We start from the raw sequence: 17,753 nt of genomic DNA, 5'->3' as shown, positions 1-17,753 counted from the left end.
ACTCGCAAGAAGTTTCGGCCCGGGTGTGCCGATAGGTTCTGAAGCACCGCAGTGATCACCCTGAAACTACTGTCTGGTTGGATCTGGGCCAGGGGCTGTCGTGGCGCGACCATGGTTCGTGGTCGTGGCCGGACGGCCACCGGAGCTTCCGGCCCGCCGGTGGTTCATGTCGTGCTGTGCGCGTCCGCTGTCCGGGACCCGTCTATCGATGGCGCCCCAGGTGAACTGACGGGTACAGCTCGGGTCAAGGGGTGTGGTGGAAATGCGGGAACCCCCCGCCATGGTCGAGTCTGGTACGCAGCAGGCCTTGTTTCTTGTTTGTCGGAAGTTGTTCAGCAGAGGCGGGGGGCCGGCCGTCGAGATGGCGCCTCGCCGGGAAGGTCGTCGGAAGCGTCCATGAGCCTCCACAGTGGCTTTGATCAGATCGGCCGCACTTCGGGTGTCGCGGGAACGGGTAAACCTATGGAGACACGAGCGAGCACGACTCCTGAGTACAACGGCAAGGACGCCGCGCTGCCCGCGAGCGTCGCCCCCTACCTCGCCGAGGGCAAGGGGGAGAGCGCGCCGGTGGTCCTCGGGCGTCCCGGCATCGGGCGCATCCCCGTCACCGGGGTGACCCCGCATGTCGACGGTGGACGCTGGCCGGCCAAGGCCGTCCCCGGTGAGACGATCGAGGTGAGCGCCACGGTGTTCCGTGAGGGCCACGACGCCGTCGCCGCCACCGCCGTCCTCATCGATCCCGAGGGCAGACGCCACAGCGAGGTCCGGATGACTCCCGGCGCTCCCGGGACAGACCGTTACCATGCCACTTTCACACCCGACCGGATCGGGATGTGGTCGTACGTGGTGGAGGGCTGGAGCGACCCGTACGGCACCTGGGAACACGACGCCGTGATCAAGATCGGCTCGGGCATCGACGTCGAGCTGATGCTCGAGGAGGGTGCCCGGCTGCTGGAGCGCGCGGTCAAGGAGACCAGGCAGCGCCGCAAGCCGGCACTCAACCTGTCCGAGGCCGCGGCGGTGCTGCGCAACAGCAACCGCTCCGTCTCCGAGCGCCTGGCCGCCGGCCTGTCGGTACAGGTGAAGGGCGCTCTGACGGAGAGCCCGCTGCGCGACCTGGTCTCCCCCTCGCCGGTGCTGCGCCTGGAGGTGCAGCGCGAACGGGCGCTCTACTCCACCTGGTACGAGCTCTTCCCGCGCTCCGAGGGTGCCCGGCTGGACGAGGACGGGCGCTGGATCTCCGGCACGTTCCGGCAGGCCGAGGAGCGTCTGCCCGCAGCCGCGGCGATGGGCTTCGACATCGTCTACCTGCCGCCGATCCACCCGGTCGGCCGGGTCAACCGCAAGGGCCCCAACAACACGCTGACGCCGGGCGAGACCGACCCGGGCTCGCCCTGGGCCATCGGCTCGGACGAGGGCGGTCACGACGCGGTCCACCCCGACCTGGGCACGCTGGAAGACTTCGACCACTTCATCAGCACGGCCACGGCGCTGGGTCTGGAGGTCGCGCTGGACCTGGCGCTGCAGTGCGCGCCCGACCACCCCTGGGCCAAGGAACACCCGGAGTGGTTCACCACGCGCGCCGACGGCACCATCGCCTACGCCGAGAACCCGCCGAAGAAGTACCAGGACATCTACCCGATCAACTTCGACAACGACCCGGCCGGGCTCGCCGCCGAGGTGCTGCGGGTGGTGCAGCACTGGATCGGTCACGGCGTGAAGGTGTTCCGGGTGGACAACCCGCACACCAAGCCGGTGTCGTTCTGGGAGTGGCTGATCCGCTCGGTGAACGCCGAGAACCCGGAGGTGCTCTTCCTGGCCGAGGCCTTCACCCGGCCCGCCATGATGCAGACCCTGGGCAAGGTCGGTTTCCACCAGTCGTACACGTACTTCACCTGGCGGAACACCAAGGCGGAGATCACCGAGTACATCACCGAGCTCACGGGCTCAAGTGCCGACTACATGCGGCCGAACTTCTGGCCTAACACGCCCGACATCCTTCACGACTTCCTGCAGAACGCAGGGCCCTCGGCCTTCAAGCTGCGTGCCGTGCTGGCTGCCACCCTCTCGCCGAGCTGGGGTATGTACTCCGGCTACGAACTGTGCGAGGGCGCTCCCCTGCCGGGCCGTGAGGAGTATCTGGACAGTGAGAAGTTCCAGTACCGCCCGCGGGACTGGAAGAGCTACGAGGCGGGCGGCGCCAACCACGGCCGCTCGATCGCGCCGTACATCACGCGGCTGAACGACATCAGGCGCAACCACAAAGCACTGCAGCGCCTGCGCAACACCGTGTTCCACGACGTCGACGACGAGCAGATCATCTGTTACTCGCGGCGTCTGGAGTCGGGGGAGACGGCCGGTGGCCCCGAGGACGTGCTCATCGTCGTCGTCAACCTCGATCCGCACGCCACCCGAGAGACGATCGTGCATCTGAACATGCCCGCCCTGGGCCTGGACTGGTTCGACGGGTTCATCGTCGAAGACCTGATCACCGGTACGACCTACCCGTGGCAGGAGCACAACTTCGTCAGTCTCGACCCCTACTTCCAGCCCGCCCACGTCCTCCACGTCAGGAGGCTCTGAGTTGCCCAGGAACATTGGTGGCGCGGGTATCCATCCCGGTCTCGACAACGATCCCAACTGGTACCGCAAGGCCGTCTTCTACGAGGTGCTCGTCCGCGCCTTCGCCGACTCGAACGGGTCGGGCTCCGGTGACTTCACCGGGCTGATCGGCAAGCTGGACTACATCCAGTCCCTCGGTGTCGACTGCCTCTGGCTACCGCCCTTCTACGCCTCGCCCCTGCGCGACGGCGGGTACGACATCGCCGACTACTGCGCCGTGCTGCCGGAGTTCGGCACCATGCCGGACTTCCAGGAGTTCGTCGCCCAGGCGCACGCCCGGGGTCTGCGGGTGATCACCGACCTGGTGATCAACCACACCTCGGACGCGCACCCGTGGTTCCAGTCCAGCCGCAACGACCCGGAGGGCCCCTACGGGGACTTCTACGTCTGGAGCGACACGGACGAGGTCTACACGGACGCGCGGATCATCTTCGTCGACACCGAGTCCAGCAACTGGACGTTCGACCCGGTGCGGCGGCAGTACTTCTGGCACCGCTTCTTCAGCCACCAGCCGGACCTCAACTTCGAGAACCCGGCCGTGCAGGAGGCGATCCTCGACGTCGTCCGCTTCTGGATGGACATGGGCATCGACGGCTTCCGCCTGGACGCCGTGCCCTACCTGTTCGAGGAAGACGGGACCAACTGCGAGAACCTCCCGCAGACCCACGACTTCCTGCGCAAGCTGCGCATGACGATCGACGACGAGTACCCCGGCCGGATCATGCTGGCCGAGGCGAACCAGTGGCCCAAGGACGTCGTCGAGTACTTCGGTACCGAGGACGAGCCCGAGTGCCACATGTGCTTCCACTTCCCGGTGATGCCGCGCATCTACTACGCGCTGCGTGACGAGAAGGCCAAGCCGATCATCGACATCCTGGCCGAGACCCCCGACATCCCCTCGCACGGCCAGTGGGGCACGTTCCTGCGCAACCACGACGAGCTCACGCTCGAGATGGTCACCACCGAGGAACGCGCCGCGATGTACGGCTGGTACGCACCCGACCCGCGGATGCGCGCCAACATCGGCATCCGGCGCCGGCTCGCGACCCTGCTCGACGGCTCCCGCGCGGAGATCGAGCTGGCCCACGCGCTGGTGCTGTCCATGCCGGGCAGCCCGACGCTGTACTACGGCGACGAGATCGGCATGGGCGACAACATCTGGCTGCCCGACCGCGACGCGGTGCGCACCCCGATGCAGTGGACGCCCGACCGCAACGCCGGTTTCTCCACCGCCGACCCGGGCAAGCTCTACCTGCCGGCCGTGCAGTCGCTGCAGTACCACTACGCGGCGGTGAACGTGGAGGCCCAGATGGCCACCTCGAGCTCGCTGCTGAACTGGGTGCGCTCGATGCTGCAGATCCGGCGCGACCACCCGGCGTTCGGTATGGGCACCTACCAGGCGGTCGAGGCCGACAACCCGGGGGTGCTGGCGTTCCTGCGGGTCTACCAGGGCGACCCGCAGACCGGCGCCGCCCCGGAGATCCTGCTCTGCGTCAACAACCTCAGCCGCACGGCCCAGGCCACCACGCTGACGTTGCCGCACTGGACCGCCGACCACGAGATCAGCGACATCTTCGGCGGGACCGGGTTCAAGCCGGTGCCGCAGAACGGTGAGCTCAACCTCAGCATGGGGTCGCGGGACTTCTACTGGCTGTCGATCTCCCCGCCGATCGACCCCACCGCACCCTCCATCGGAAATTCCGTCGCCGCGAGCGCGAGTGCAGGAGCCGCCCGATGAACGAGCCGGCTACCGGAGCTGTCGACATCGCCGGCCTGCTGGCCAGCTGGTTACCCCGACAGCGCTGGTTCTCGGCCGGGCGCGGTGGGGTGACCCTGTCGCCGGCCGGGCAGATCATGCTGGTACCGCCGGTGCCGCAGCCGTCCAAGGTCGAGCCCGCGACCGGGGAGTTCTCGCTCCCCACCGCGGTGCTCGCGCCGAAGGCGGCCATCGACCGCAAGGTCGGCATCGTCGTGCACCTGATCAGTGCGCTGCCGGCCGGCCAGTCGGCCACCGGCAGCTCCACGGCGACCGGGGCCGCGACCTACCAGGTCCCGCTGACCTACCGCAGCGAGCCGGTGCCCGACCTGGCGCACGCGCTGCTCGGTGAGCTGCGCACGCCCGAGGGGCCGCGATACGTCTACGACGCGCCGCACGACCCGGACTTCGTCTCCGCCTGGACCGAGCTGATCGCCGGTTCGGGCGAGGCGATGTCCGAGTCCGGCACCCCGCGCAGCCGTGTGCGGGGTGTTCGTCGTGCCGGTGAGGCCCCGCCGGATCCGCACCGGGCCGCGAAGGTGCTGTCGGGCGAGCAGTCGAACACGTCGATCATCGTCGGCGCCGACGGCTCGGACAGCTCGGAACCGGTGATGATCAAGCTGTTCCGGGTGCTGCAGCCCGGCCGTAACCCCGACGTGGTGGTGCCCGGTGCTCTGGCCCGGGCCGGCAACGAGCGGGTGCCGCGGCTGGTCGGCTGGGTCGAGGGCGAGTGGGTGCAGCCGGGCGGTCAGCCGGCCTGGGGGCACCTGTCCGCGGCGGCCGAGTTCGTCGCCGGCAGTGCCGACGGCTGGCGTGTGGCCACCCGGGCCGTCACCAACGGGGAGACCTTCGCGGGTCTCTCCTCCCAGCTGGGCGCCGCCACCGCCGCCGTGCACGCGGCGCTCGCGGCGGCCCTGCCGACCCGTCCCAGCACCCCGGCCACGCTCTCCTCACTGGCCGATCACCTGCACCAGCGCCTGAACTGGGCGCTGGAGGCGGCCCCGGCCCTGGCCGAGTACGCCGACGCGGCCCGCGAGGTGGTCGATCAGGTGCGGGTCCTGACCGAGGCCCCGGACCTGCAGATCGTGCACGGTGACCTGCACCTGGGTCAGGCCCTGTACTCCGAGAGCCGAGGGTGGGTGCTGCTCGACTTCGAGGGCGAGCCGCTGCGGCCCCTGGCCGAGCGCGGTGACCCCGACCTGGCCCTGCGCGACGTCGCGGGCATGCTGCGCTCGTTCGACTACGCCGCCCGGCACTCGGTTCTCGGGCTCGCGGACGACGACCCGCGGTCCCTGGCCGCGTCCACCTGGGCGGGTGAGTGCCGCGAGGCCTACCTCAACGGGTACGCCACCGAGGCCGGCCGTGACCCGCGTCAGGACGGTGCCCTGCTGCGGGCCCTGGAACTCGACAAGGCCCTGTACGAGGTGGTCTACGAGACCCGGCACCGCCCGGGCTGGGTCGAGGTCCCGCTGCGAGCGGTCGGGCGCCTGCTCCCCCGCTGACCCGGTTCACACCGAGAGCGTGTGCATTCCTTGCGGTTCAGACGCAAAGAATGCACACGCTCTCTGCTGTCCACAGGCTGCCCCGCGGGGTGACCGATTCAGGCACCCTGGCCGGTCATGGGCGATCCGTGGACGAACCTGGCCGTGGTGCAGGAGGGAACCGTCGCGCGACGGCAGTTGCTGGCGATGGGCTTGTCCTCCCGGCAGGCACGACGTCATGTCGACAACGGCCGCTGGCAGGTTGCGCTGCCGGGCGTCTACATCATTCACACCGGCCCACCCACCGCGATCGCACGCATCTGGGCGGCCGTGCTCTACTGCGGCGACGGGGCGGTCGCCGGAGGCCGGACCGCGCTCGGTCTGGCGCAGGCGCTACCCCGGACCGGTCCGATCGAGATCTGCATTCCGCATCGAGGCGGGGCGAGAGCTGTCCCCGGCATCTCTGTCCATCGGGTTCGTGATCTCTTCGCCCGGTCGGACCGCTTCCTGAGCCCACCCCGGCTGCGGACCGAGCATGCCGTGCTGGATGTCGCTGATCGCGAGGAGTCCCCGGAAGCCGTCTGCGGCCTGGTGCTGGGCGTCCTGCAGCGGCGGCTGACGACCTCGCGTGCGCTCTCGGCCGCTCTGAGCCGGAGATCAAGACATCGATGGCGCGGCCTCGTCGACGACCTGCTGGCCGAGTTCACCGACGGAGTGCAGTCACCTCTCGAGCGGCGGTACCTGCGGGACGTCGAACGTGCACACCGTCTTCCGCCCGCTCTGCGCAATGTGGGCGCCACCGAACCGGACGGCCGACAGCGTCACCGTGACGTCCGTTATGAGAAATGGCGCCTGATCGTAGAACTCGACGGGCAGGAGGCCCATCCGCGAAGCGATGCGTTCCGCGACATGCGCCGGGACAACGTGGTGGTCGCCGACCGCCAGGCGGTGCTGCGCCATGGCTGGCGCGATGTCGCGGGACGTCCCTGCGCGGTGGCGGCCCAGGTGTCCGCCGTCCTGGCGGCCTACGGCTGGCGGGGACGGGCCCGTCCCTGCGGCCCGGCCTGTCCGGTTGGCCGAACACGCTGATCGTGTGCATTTCTTGCGTTCCAGCCGCAAGGAATGCACACGATCACTGCCCTCCATCGGGTATTAGCCCCCTTGCGCACTGCGTACGGTTACAGGCAGTCTGCGGAGCGTGCGTGCACCTACCCGTCGTTCGCTCCGGTGAACGATGCCCCACCTCGCGATCACGAGTCCCCCGGGCCCGGCTTCGCGCTCTACGGGCCCGACCCCCTGGAGCCGGTGCGCGACGCGATCCTCCAGCGTGACCCCGGCAACTTCGTCCTCTGTTTCACCCCCGACGGCCGGTTGCGGGTGCCCCGGCGCGAGGGTGACATCGTCGTGCGGGGCCGCGACGATCTGGGCCGGGCCGCCCGTGATGTGCAGCTGATGATCCGGGAGCTGTCCTGGACCCCGTCGCGGCGCTTCGTCTCCTCGGGCGAGGTGACCGAGGAAGCCGTGGCCGTGGTGCACCAGCAGGTGCGGCGGCCCGGGCGGGCGTCGGCCCACCCGCTCATGGAGGACGAACTCCGGGTGCCGTTGCGGGTGGTCGCCACCCTCGAACCCGACGGGCTGATCAGCAGTCTCACCCTGTGGCTGGACTGGGCGGCGCTGTCCGACCCGCAGGGCACCACGTCCGCCGAGGGGGCCGCCAGCGCCCTGGTCACCCTCGCGCGCTCCCGCGACGACCGGGGTCTGAGGGTGCTGCAGACCCCGTCCGCCCCACTGATCGAGCCCTTCCGGCCCGAGCCGGAGTCCCGAGCTCCGGACCGGCCGAAACCGATGGGCCGCGGCGCCCTCTGGTGGAAACTGCACCGTAACGCGCTGGCCGGTGGGCTGATGGCTCTCGCCGCTGTGCTGCTGGTGGGCTGGGTCGGGCTGATCGTGCTCGTTCCCGCGCGGGACGCGTCGCCGATGACGGGCCACAGCGCTCTGAGGGCAGCCGAAAGCACCCCGGATCCGGACCGGCCGGACACCCGGAACCGCCCGGCCCCGGTGGTGTCATCACCGGTTTCGGACGTGCCGCCGACCGTTCAGGAGGGTCAGGAGATCACGTTCCTGTCCGACGTACTCTTCCCCTCCGGCTCGTTCCGGCTCTCGCCGCGGGCCCACGGCCGGCTGGAGCAGCTGGCCACGCAGATCCGCGAGACCGGGGTACGGGGCCGGATCCAGGTCAACGGGTACACCGACAGCATCGGTAGTGATCAGCTGAACCTGGATCTGTCGCGCCGGCGGGCGAGCGCCGTCGCCACCGCGCTCAGCCGCAAGCTCCGGGGAGTCGACGTGAAGCTGCTGGTACAGGGTTTCGGCGAGACCAGCGCCCGCGCCGACAACTCGACCGAGGCCGGGCGACGTATGAACCGGCGCGTGATCGTGGTGCTGCCGCTCGACCCACCCTGATGCGGCGCCCGCGCGGGCACCGCATCAGGTATGGAATCAGTTCTCGCTCGAGCGTTTCGGCGCGAGCACGAACAGGTACGCCACCGCGCCGATCACCACGACCGCCAGCACGAGCAGCGTGATGATGAGGACCGGTGAGGTGCCGCCGTCATCGCTCTCGTTCTGGGCGGAGGCCACGGTGGTTCCGGTGGCCGCCGCCTCGCTCGTCCCCGTCACGGCGGACGAGGTCTCGGGCGACGCGGTGGACACCTCGTCGCCCTCGCGCGCGGTGAAACTGAACTCGCCGGAGATCGGGTGACCGTCGGACGAGGTCACCCGCCACTGCACGGTGTAGTCGCCGGCGGGCCGTCCCGCCGAGACCTCCTGGGTGACCTGGTTGTCCACCACCTTCGGCTTGCCGCTGGTGATGTCACCGCCCGGCCCCACGACCCGGACCGCTGAACCGAGCGCCAGCGGGGTGGCGCTGAAGTCCAGGACGATCTCGTCAGGAACGGTCTCCACGGTCGAGCCGTCGGCCGGGTTGGTCTCGTCGAGCTGGTCGTGGGCCAGGGCCGGGCCCGCGCCGAGCACGAGGCCGGAGAGCACCAGGGCCAGCACCGCGGCGAACCGGGTGCCCAGAGTCTTTTTCGGACGACGCGGCCGGGACCTGCGGGTGCCCGGTTCCGTTCCGGCCGCGCAGGACGCGGACCCGCCACCGACGGGGCCCTCCCCCACCGGCTCCCGGCTGGTGGTGCCGTTCCCGATCGTCACACCGAGCTCCCGGTCTTGTCAGTCTTGCCGATCGTGCTGGTCGTGCCGGCGGCGGTCAGCGTGGCCACCCGGCGCCAGGCGAGACCCGCCAGCAGCAGACCGATCACACCGACGGCCAGGCCACCGGCACCCAGCCAGCGGGCGGCGGAGTCGGCGCTGCTCTCGTCGGTCGCGTGCTCGGTGGTGTCGGCGGCCGCGGTGGTGCCGTGGTGGTCGTCCGCCTCGGCCGCGGTGACCTCGAACGACGGCAACGGGTTCTCCGGCTCTTCCTCACCCTCGACGGCCGGCTCGCTCCAGTCCGAGACCTTGCCGTCGGAGTAGGTCTGCTTCACCGGCAGGCCGATCGTGGTGCCCTCCTTCGGCAGCGGACCCACCGAGATCGAGAACTCCTGGTACTCGCCCGGGTTGATCGCCGTGCCCTTCTCGGCGGTCCAGGTGACCGTGCTCGCGGCCTTGGTGACCGTCGTCCCGTCCAGGTCGACGGGCTTGGGCAGCTTGTCCTCGGTGACCTCGGCCTTCCAGCCCGGGACCGGCTTGGTCATCACGGAGGTGAACGGCGTGTCCGTGGGCAGGCTGACCTCGACCGAGGTGGTGCCCGCGGTGTCCGACTCGTTCGGCACCCGGAAGGTCAGCCGCGAGTAGCCGCCCTCGGCGGTGCTGTCCGGCGTGACCCGCACATGGGCCTGCGCGACGGCCGCGCCGGCCACGCTGATCGTGGCGGCGGCGAGAAGAGCGGCTCCGGCCCGGACGGCCAGGGGGATGCGTGACTGCGACATGTGTTCGAAATCTTTCTGGAAAGCTGCGAATGATGGACGACCCACAGACTCCGGCGCCCAGGCGCCACGGACATCTCCGGTCGGGAAATCTGGGTAATCAACTGAACTCGTCTTCCAAGACATCTGGTCACGGGAAACGGCTTCCGCCCTGAGACCTCTCGGCCCGGCACAGCTCCCCCTCAACCACTGGACCCCGGCCTCGGCCACGGCCGACTCCGACCCCACGGAACCCTGGCGCCGCCGAACCCGTGCCACCGAACCCGTGGCCTCGGTAGGCCTCGGCACCCCCTCGGAGGTGGTTCGACTGAAGGCGCTTGAGCCGTTTCCGATGTCGCCCGGGCGCCTCACCGCCCGTAGAGGTGCGAAGCCTCTCGGCAGAAAGAGCCACGGAACACGGGGACGGCTCCGCACGCCCGCTGGCGTGACCGACGAAGCAGGGGGTGAGGCCGTGCGACCGAAGAACCAGACGAGAGCCCAGAAGCTGGGGCCCTGGATCAGGTCCCTGTCTCGCCGACTCCGAGTCTCGCCGACTCCGAGTCTCACCGGCTCCGAGTCTCGCCGACTCCGAGGCCCAAGAGCTGCGAGCCCCAAGAACTGCGAGGCCCATGAGTTCCGAGGCCCATGAGTTCCGAGGCCCATGAGTTCCGAGGCCCATGAGTTCCGAGGCCCATGAGTTCCGAGGCCCATGAGCTCCGAGGCCCACCAACTTCGAGGTCCCCAAGGCTCCGAAGCCCACGGCCAGCAGTGCCGCGACCGCGAAGGTTGGCCACCTTCTGGTTCATGATCAGGCAACCTCCCGGCCTTCGGCCGGGAGGCGCACCCGTCACCGAGGAGGATTTGCATGATCACGAACGAAGGAGGGACGGCGGACGTGATGGCCGTTCGTGGCCACCTGACCGACGAGGACATAGAGGCCACGGACTGGTGTTGTCAGGCCAGGTTCTTCAGGAGACGAGTGACCGAGCGGGTGGTCCGCGCCGGCGCACGCCGCGGCGGGGGACGTCGGCCAGCGGCAGCAGGGCTTCACGGACGAGGACGGGGAGGGGGCGCATCGCCGGGGGCGGCGTCACGACCCGGGGCAGCGCCAGCCGGTGGCTCAGGTTGCCCGTCAGGGCCCAGACCATGGCCTCGCCCCGCGCCAGCAACAGGGCCAGCAGCAGGACGGCGACGGCGTGGGCCGCGAACATGCGCGGCGACATGGAGAACATGTCGGAGGCCTGGTGGCCCGCCATGCCCGGGTCGCAGGTCGTGACCGACGCGGCGCCGTAACCCGTCACCGCATGGGTGGAGGACAGGTGGCGCCCGGCCATGCGGCAGCCGTCGGACATGATCGCGGCCATCAACGCGGCGTGCAGCACGACCTGGGTGACGCCCAGGCCCAGCATCAGCGAGACCGCTCCGCGGCGCCGGGCCGCGAGCAGGTTGACCACGAGCATGACGGCCGGGACACAGAGCACGGCCACGGGCAGGCTGACCCGCTCACCGCCGGCGGCGTGGGCAGCGACGGCCAGGCTGACGGCGGTCAGCGAGAACATCGCCGATCGGGTCAGCCGGATCGCACCGCGGGCCGGGGTCATGGGGCAAACCCTAACGGGAGCTACCGACAATCCTGGCTCAGGTCTGCGTCAAGAGCGATACAGCGTTACTGCCGCGACGCCAGGGGCAGGAAGGCCAGGAAGGACTGAGGCGAACGGCCGATATCCGAATCCGACTTCGTGTCAACCCTGGGTAATCACCGATCACGGCGCGTTGATCTTTAGGCTCCGCTGGCATCCGTTCCTGCCGAAAGGGCCCCGTCACCGATGAGCGCCGCGACCCGCCCCGAACCCGTCCCGGTCGAGGCCACGTTGTCCCCCGAGAACAGCCCTGCGGAAGAAGCCGCGGCCTTTTCACCAGGAACCGGATCATCCCGGGTGCCCCTGCTCCCGGCCCTGACCGGCCTCGCCCTGACCGCCGCACCGTTCGCGGTCGTGGGCGGGACGGGCGCCCTGACCGGCCTCGCCGGACCCGTGGCCAGCGGCTGCACGGTCGCCCTCGACCTCCTGTTCGTACTCTGCGGCGTCACCCTGGCCTGGCACCGCCCACTGGCCCGCCGCCGATTCTGGCGCCTCGGGGTGACTCCTTTACTGGGCGGCCTGTCCCTGCTCAGCGGCGCGGCCCTGCTGACGGTGAGCGATCCGGCCACCGCCGCGGTGACCGGGCTGACTGCCACGGGAAGGACCCTCGCCGGGCTCGGTACCGGAACCCTGACGGTGTACTGGCTGCGGGCGAACACCGGGTCGCTGGCCTTCCCGGCGCACAGCCCCTCACGCACCGACCGGGTCCGCACCTCCCGCAGCGCACCCCTGCTCGCCCTCACCGCACTGGTGCTCTGCGGTGTCTGCATCGACGCGCTCACCACGGTCTATCTGCTGCCCGTACACCTGTTCTCGGCCTGGCTGGTGGCCACCCTGATCCGCGCCCCCCACTCCCCCCCGACCCGGGTGCTCGACGCCCTCGGCCGCCTCCCGCGCCGCCCGGCCGCCACGACCCCGGCACGACCCGACACCGCCGGGAACCCGGACCGGTCCACCTCCGCCGGGACGTCATCCGTGGTGGACGTGCGCGTCAACGCGCCGATCGAGGCCGGCGTCTCTCGACGGGACAGCCACGACGGGCCGGACCCGGATGGCGATCGGGCACCCGGTGGGACCACGACAGCCTCACCCAGCCCGCGCACCTTCGAAGGCGACCCGACAGCGGTCGCCGTGACCGACGTCCACCATCGGGAAAACCAAACCCGGAACCAGGTCTCGCGCAGCGGCCGAACGATCGACCTGGACCGGATCCCCGCCGAACTGAAACTGCTCCCCCTGCCCCGGCGAACGGGACAGAAGGAGCAGAAAGAGAGCGCGCCGGGTCAGACCGAGTAGACGCCGTTGCGGGTCTGGATGGTCAGCCGCTGCGGCCCGGCCGGCTTGTGCCGGCGGCTGACCAGGCCGGACGCGATGACCAGCAACGCCCCCAGGCCCAGTGCGGTCAGCGGGAATCCGTACGAGACACCGCCGTTCGCCGGCGGGTCCGGGTGATCCAGCGCCGGTGCGGCGATCACGTCACCGTCGTGGTGCCACGGGTCCCGCACCGGAGGTGACGGCTGCGACGGCGCGGCCGTCACCTCCGGCACCGGCTCCCCCGTGAGCAGAGGATCGTCGTTCGGATGCCCCGCCGTGAAACGAAAACTGCCCGAGAGCTGGTCGCCGTTCTCCGCCACCGCCGACCAGTCGACCGTGTAGGCGCCGTTGGGAGCACCGGTCACGACCGACCGCCGCAACGTTCTCGAACCGGTCGAGACCTCGCCCACGCCGACCTCACCGGTCGTCGCGTGGATGCTCATCGAGGCACCCGAGCCGCGCAGTTCCGTACTGAACGTGACCGACACGGCGTAGGGCGCGAACTGCACCACCCCGCGAGCCGGACTGACACCCACCACCTCGGCCCCGGAATCGGCGAAAGCCGTTCCCGCCGAACCGAAGATCAGCCCCGCACCGGCAGCGGCCAAGGCCGTCGCCACCCGGAGTCCACCACACCCGTCGCTCACTCTCAGCCACAACATGGCCACAGAATGTCACCCATGAGTGAGGGCGCGGAGGCCGAATCGCCGGAGCCCGATTCACCGAACAGCGGATATCTCAGGGATCACACTGGCCCCGCCGGACAAGCCGTCCAGCGAGTCACCGGACAAGCCGTCGGACAAGCACAGAACTTGCCCCGAAGATGGCGACGCGGTCGAATCACGCCGTGACGACTACCCCTGCCCCCGAAACCCGAGCGACGGTCGAGCTGGGCATCGGCCCGCTGACGACGGACGACGTCGTCGCCGTCGCCCGCCACGGTGCCCGGATCGAGATCAGCCCGAACGCGCTGACGGCGATCACGCAGTCTCGCGCCGTGATCGCGGCGCTGGCCCAGGACACCGAGCCGCACTACGGCATCTCGACCGGCTTCGGCGCCCTGGCCACCACCTTCATCCCCCTCGAGGCCCGCGCCCAGCTCCAGGCGGGCCTGATCCGCTCGCACGCGGCAGGCGCCGGGCCGGCGGTGGAGACCGAGGTGGTGCGGGCGCTCATGCTGCAACGCCTGTCCACCATGGCGACGGGCCGTACCGGCGTGCGCCCGGAGACCGCCCAGACCTACGCCGCCCTGCTCAACGCGCAGATCACCCCGGTCGTGCACGAGTACGGATCGCTGGGCTGCTCGGGTGATCTCGCTCCCCTGGCGCACTGCGCGCTGGCCCTGATGGGCGAGGGCCCGGTGACCGACGCGGACGGTAACGCCATGACCGCCGCCCAGGCCCTGGCCGCGGCGGGCATCACGCCGCTGCAACTGGTCGAGAAGGAGGGTCTGGCGCTGATCAACGGCACTGACGGCATGCTCGGCATGCTGGTGCTGGCGCTGCACGACCTGGCCGGGCTGATCACCGTGGCCGACCTCTCCGCGGCCATGAGCGTCGAGGCACTGATGGGCACCGACGCGGTGTTCGCCGCCGACCTGGCCCGGATGCGCCCGCACCCGGGCCAGCAGGCCTCTGCCGCGAACCTGCGCGCCCTGCTGGAGGATTCGCCGATCATCGCCAGCCACCGGGGCCCGGAGTGCACCCGCGTGCAGGACGCATACTCGCTGCGCTGCGCCCCGCAGGTGCACGGCGCCGTACGCGACACGCTGGAGCACGCCCGGCTGGTGGCCCTGCGCGAACTCACCTCGGCCATCGACAATCCGGTGGTGACGCACGACGGCCGGGTCGAGTCGAACGGCAACTTCCACGGCGCCCCGGTGGCCTACGCCCTGGACTTCCTCGCGATCGCGGTGGCCGACCTGGCCAGTATGAGCGAGCGCCGCACCGACCGGCACCTGGACGCCAGGCGCAACGACGGCCTGCCCCCGTTCCTGGCCCAGACCCCGGGCGTGGACTCGGGTCTGATGATCGCGCAGTACACCGCGGCCGGGATCGTGTCGGAGCTGAAGCGGCTGGCGGCCCCGGCGTCGGTGGACTCGATCCCCTCCTCGGCCATGCAGGAGGACCACGTCTCGATGGGCTGGCACGCCGCCCGCAAGCTGCGCAAGGCCGTGGACGGGCTGCGCGACGTGCTGGCGATCGAGCTGATGACCGCGGCCCGCTCGCTGGACCTGCGGGCCCCGCTCCAGCCCGCGCGGGGCACCGGCGCCGTGCGTGACCTGCTGCGCACCGGGGTCGAGGGGCCCGGACCGGACCGTTTCCTGGCTCCCGAGATCGGCTGGGTGAGCGCGGCCATCCGTTCGGGTGCGGTGCTCGAGGCGGCCCGGGGTGCGGTGCCCGGGCTGAATTGAGGACGAGGGTGAGCCTCGGCGAGGAGGCTCACCTCCCGTTGTCCGGAGTCAGAACATCGTGCCGCTGAAGGGGGCTCGCCTCAGGCCGAAGAGATGGTCGGCGCGGGTCAGGCCCCCGTCGTCGTGCACGGCGATGCGGCCGGCCTGGGCCAGCTGCCAGAACCGGGTGCCGCCCAGGTAGGCGCAGGCCAGCTGGGAGACGTCGAGCGTGATGTCCGGCCGCCGGTCGGTCCGGGCCACGCCCTGGGCGGAAATCAGGTAGCGGCCGGTGTTCTCGCGCAGCAGCTCGTCCCGCACCTCCAGCACGGCCTCCCCCGGGGCCCGGTAGGTGCGGGCACGCAGGGCCGCCTGCACGTCGACCAGCCGCAGCCAGGTCTCGTCGCGCACGGCGTGGGTGTTCACGGCGCGCTCGTCGGTGAGCAGCTTCTCCAGGGAGTGGTCGACCGGCATCGGGTCGAGCACCACCCGCTGCAAGAGGTCGATCGACAGCAGGTACCGGATCAGCCCGAAGTGCGCCCGGGAGGTGTTGGCCACGAAGTCGCCGACCACGATGCTGCGGTCCTTGGAGCGGAACCAGGCGGTCGTGTCCTCCGGCTTGTAGATCGCGAAACCGTCCTCGTGACCGGGGATACCGTGCACGACGGCGTAGAAGTGCTCCTGGCTCAGGTGCCGCATGTGGGCCTTGGCGCGCCACCAGTAGCTCGACCGGTCGATGGCCCCGGCCCAGTTGGCACCGGTGTAGATCCGGGCCAGCAGGTCCTGGTCGGCGCGCTCGCGCAGGTCGATCAGGCGCACGTCACCGCCTTTCGGCACCCCGGCCCGGAACTGGGCCTGGGGCACGGTGATCTCCACCGCGGCCACGGCGCTGGCGATGCCGAAGCCCCAGCGCTCGTAGATCGTGGCCTCGCTCGCCCGCAGACTGGCCAGGATCTCGCCCCGGGCCAGGCACTGCTCCAGCTGGTTGCGCACCAGGGCGCTGGCCAGGCCGCGCCGGGTGTGGGTGGGCAGCACGCCCACGTCGGTGACCGCGGCCTGCGGCACCTTCCGGCCCCCGGGCACGACCATCCAGCTGGTGAACGAACTGGCCGTACCCACCAGCCGTTCCCCGGGCAGGTACGCCCCGACCGTGCGCCCGGGCTCCATGAACGTGTGCTGCTTCTCCGCGTCCGCCCGCGGCAGCCCGACCATCGCGGTCAGGAACACCTCCAGCGACCGGCCGATCTCCTGCGCGTCGGTGAGCACTCTGATCTCGTGTTCCACAACCCGACGCTAGCCCGGTGATCACCGTTACTCCCGGCGACCCACCCGGTCGCCCCCGACGCCACGGTGAGCAGCTACCCCCCATACCTTCCGTGATCATGCAAAACCTTCCCAGAGTTCTAGAACTCCCCGCCGCACAGTTCTAGAAGTCCGGGGAGGTTTTGCATGATCACGGAAGCGAGGGGGCCGCATCAGGAAGAGATCGTTCCGCTTGCCGTGCCACGCTGGCGGTATGGCCGAGACCTCCAAGCGCCTGCTCACGTTGCTGTCGCTGCTGCAGACACCGCGGGACTGGTCGGGGCCGGAGCTGGCCGAACGGCTGGGCGTGAGTACCCGCACGATCCGGCACGACGTGGAGCGGCTGCGGTCCCTCGGCTACCCGGTGGTCGCGACCCGGGGCTCGGTGGGCGGGTACCGGCTCGGGGCGGGGGCCTCGCTGCCCCCGCTGCTGCTGGAGGACGACGAGGCCGTCGCCATCGCGCTGAGCCTGCGAACCGTCACGGGGGCCGGGCTCGAGGAGAGCGCGCTGCGGGCCCTGACGAAGCTCCAGCGGGTGCTGCCGGCCCGGCTGGGGCGGCGGGTGGACGCGCTGACCGCCTTCACCGTACGGGTCGGGCCGGGCGCCGGGGCGGACCCGGGCCCGGTGGCCGACCCGGCCGCGCTGTCCCTGCTGGCCTCGGCCTGCCGCGACCGCGAGCGGGTGCGCTTCACCTACGCCGACCACGCGGGGGTGACGTCGAAACGGGCCGTCGAGCCGCACCGCCTGGTCAGCTGGGGCCGGCGCTGGTACCTGGTGGCCTGGGACCTCGACCGCGACGACTGGCGCACCTTCCGCGCCGACCGCCTGAGCGACCCGATCGCAGTGGGCGCCCGGTTCCCCGGCCGGGAGGTCCCCGGTGGCGATGCGGCGGCCTTCGTGAAGCAGAGGACGCGGTCGGTGCCCTGGGCGGTCACCGCGCGCCTTCGTGTGTTCGCGCCGGTCACCACGATCAGTGAGCGTCTCGGTACCGCGGCCGAGTCGGTGGAGGCGGACGGCGAGGACCGCTGCGTGGTGACGATCGGCGGCTCCGACCCGGAGTCGATGGCGCCGTGGCTCGGGCTCATCGGCGCGGATTTCGAGGTGCTCGGCCCCCCGGAGCTGACGGCCGCGGTATCGCGCCTCGCACAGCGCTTTCAGCGAGCTGCGGGTGACTGATTCCTTACACGGTGCGGTTTTCCGTTAGGGCGATGTGAAATCGTTGTCCCTTTTCTCAACTGATGCACAGATCTACCCACAAGCCTCATAGCTTTCACCTAACATTC

13 protein-coding genes are annotated in these 17,753 nt (G+C 70.5%); 8 read left to right on the top strand and 5 right to left on the bottom strand.

The window, feature by feature from the left end:
• Nucleotides 1-462 precede the first annotated feature (462 nt).
• From LR393_RS14040 to LR393_RS36400, 5 genes are all read left to right on the top strand, one after another.
• Nucleotides 463-2,583 carry an alpha-1,4-glucan--maltose-1-phosphate maltosyltransferase gene (locus LR393_RS14040; protein ID WP_231484336.1) on the top strand — a complete coding sequence of 707 codons (2,121 nt, stop codon included), beginning with the start codon at nucleotides 463-465 and terminating at the stop codon, nucleotides 2,581-2,583.
• Nucleotide 2,584: 1 nt separating this feature from the next.
• On the top strand, nucleotides 2,585-4,360 hold the full coding sequence (gene treS / locus LR393_RS14035; RefSeq protein WP_231484335.1) for a maltose alpha-D-glucosyltransferase: 1,776 nt from the start codon (nucleotides 2,585-2,587) through the stop codon (nucleotides 4,358-4,360).
• Entirely contained in the window at nucleotides 4,357-5,880 is a 1,524-nt protein-coding gene (locus LR393_RS14030) for a maltokinase N-terminal cap-like domain-containing protein (RefSeq protein WP_231484334.1), read from the top strand. Before treS ends, LR393_RS14030 begins: the two co-directional genes overlap by 4 nt.
• Before the next feature lie 117 nt (nucleotides 5,881-5,997).
• Nucleotides 5,998-6,948 (top strand): hypothetical protein, encoded by a 951-nt coding sequence (locus tag LR393_RS14025; RefSeq protein WP_231484333.1) that lies wholly within the window; start codon nucleotides 5,998-6,000, stop codon nucleotides 6,946-6,948.
• A gap of 138 nt (nucleotides 6,949-7,086) precedes the next feature.
• Nucleotides 7,087-8,322 carry an OmpA family protein gene (locus LR393_RS36400; protein ID WP_231484332.1) on the top strand — a complete coding sequence of 412 codons (1,236 nt, stop codon included), beginning with the start codon at nucleotides 7,087-7,089 and terminating at the stop codon, nucleotides 8,320-8,322.
• A gap of 36 nt (nucleotides 8,323-8,358) precedes the next feature.
• Here the strand turns inward: LR393_RS36400 and LR393_RS14015 are convergent, their stop codons facing one another.
• The 3 genes from LR393_RS14015 to LR393_RS14005 form a co-directional block, all read right to left on the bottom strand.
• Nucleotides 8,359-9,072 carry a copper resistance CopC family protein gene (locus tag LR393_RS14015; RefSeq protein WP_231484331.1) on the bottom strand — a complete coding sequence of 238 codons (714 nt, stop codon included), beginning with the start codon at nucleotides 9,070-9,072 and terminating at the stop codon, nucleotides 8,359-8,361.
• Complete coding sequence (locus tag LR393_RS14010; protein WP_231484330.1) at nucleotides 9,069-9,848, bottom strand: YcnI family copper-binding membrane protein; 780 nt, start codon at nucleotides 9,846-9,848, stop codon at nucleotides 9,069-9,071. The genes LR393_RS14015 and LR393_RS14010 overlap by 4 nt, the downstream gene beginning before the upstream one ends.
• A gap of 944 nt (nucleotides 9,849-10,792) precedes the next feature.
• Nucleotides 10,793-11,425, bottom strand: coding sequence for a hypothetical protein (locus LR393_RS14005; RefSeq protein WP_231484329.1), 633 nt, complete (start codon nucleotides 11,423-11,425; stop codon nucleotides 10,793-10,795).
• A gap of 225 nt (nucleotides 11,426-11,650) precedes the next feature.
• Between LR393_RS14005 and LR393_RS14000 the strand changes: the two genes are divergently transcribed.
• On the top strand, nucleotides 11,651-12,760 hold the full coding sequence (locus tag LR393_RS14000) for a hypothetical protein (RefSeq protein ID WP_231484328.1): 1,110 nt from the start codon (nucleotides 11,651-11,653) through the stop codon (nucleotides 12,758-12,760).
• Here LR393_RS14000 and LR393_RS13995 read toward each other — a convergent pair.
• Nucleotides 12,748-13,398 carry a copper resistance CopC family protein gene (locus LR393_RS13995; RefSeq protein ID WP_231484327.1) on the bottom strand — a complete coding sequence of 217 codons (651 nt, stop codon included), beginning with the start codon at nucleotides 13,396-13,398 and terminating at the stop codon, nucleotides 12,748-12,750. The two genes, LR393_RS14000 and LR393_RS13995, sit on opposite strands and share 13 nt — an antisense overlap.
• A gap of 203 nt (nucleotides 13,399-13,601) precedes the next feature.
• Here LR393_RS13995 and hutH point away from each other — a divergent pair, with 203 nt between their 5' ends.
• Nucleotides 13,602-15,191 carry a histidine ammonia-lyase gene (gene hutH, locus LR393_RS13990; RefSeq protein ID WP_407937313.1) on the top strand — a complete coding sequence of 530 codons (1,590 nt, stop codon included), beginning with the start codon at nucleotides 13,602-13,604 and terminating at the stop codon, nucleotides 15,189-15,191.
• 48 nt (nucleotides 15,192-15,239) lie between these two features.
• Here hutH and LR393_RS13985 read toward each other — a convergent pair whose 3' ends face one another.
• Complete coding sequence (locus LR393_RS13985; RefSeq protein WP_231484325.1) at nucleotides 15,240-16,451, bottom strand: GNAT family N-acetyltransferase; 1,212 nt, start codon at nucleotides 16,449-16,451, stop codon at nucleotides 15,240-15,242.
• Between the two features lie 232 nt (nucleotides 16,452-16,683).
• On the opposite strand from LR393_RS13985, the gene LR393_RS13980 reads away from it, so the two are divergent.
• Nucleotides 16,684-17,646, top strand: coding sequence for a helix-turn-helix transcriptional regulator (locus tag LR393_RS13980; RefSeq protein WP_231484324.1), 963 nt, complete (start codon nucleotides 16,684-16,686; stop codon nucleotides 17,644-17,646).
• The last annotated feature ends 107 nt before the right edge of the window (nucleotides 17,647-17,753 follow it).

This window comes from Kineosporia mesophila (assembly GCF_021129235.1).
In the GTDB taxonomy this organism is placed as follows: Bacteria; Actinomycetota; Actinomycetes; order Actinomycetales; family Kineosporiaceae; genus Kineosporia; species Kineosporia mesophila.
The sequence above is the reverse complement of the archived record's forward strand: the minus strand, read 5'-3'. Positions and strand labels throughout refer to the sequence as shown.

Excerpts from the sequence above, each read along its gene's own strand:
- LR393_RS14040 (WP_231484336.1), top strand. The coding sequence starts at position 463 with ATGGAGACACGAGCGAGCACGACTCCTGAGTACAACGGCAAGGACGCC.
- LR393_RS14030 (WP_231484334.1), top strand. The coding sequence starts at position 4,357 with ATGAACGAGCCGGCTACCGGAGCTGTCGACATCGCCGGCCTGCTGGCC.
- LR393_RS14025 (WP_231484333.1), top strand. The coding sequence starts at position 5,998 with ATGGGCGATCCGTGGACGAACCTGGCCGTGGTGCAGGAGGGAACCGTC.
- LR393_RS14010 (WP_231484330.1), bottom strand. The coding sequence starts at position 9,848 with ATGTCGCAGTCACGCATCCCCCTGGCCGTCCGGGCCGGAGCCGCTCTT.
- LR393_RS14005 (WP_231484329.1), bottom strand. The coding sequence starts at position 11,425 with ATGACCCCGGCCCGCGGTGCGATCCGGCTGACCCGATCGGCGATGTTC.
- LR393_RS14000 (WP_231484328.1), top strand. The coding sequence starts at position 11,651 with ATGAGCGCCGCGACCCGCCCCGAACCCGTCCCGGTCGAGGCCACGTTG.
- hutH (WP_407937313.1), top strand. The coding sequence starts at position 13,602 with ATGGCGACGCGGTCGAATCACGCCGTGACGACTACCCCTGCCCCCGAA.
- LR393_RS13980 (WP_231484324.1), top strand. The coding sequence starts at position 16,684 with ATGGCCGAGACCTCCAAGCGCCTGCTCACGTTGCTGTCGCTGCTGCAG.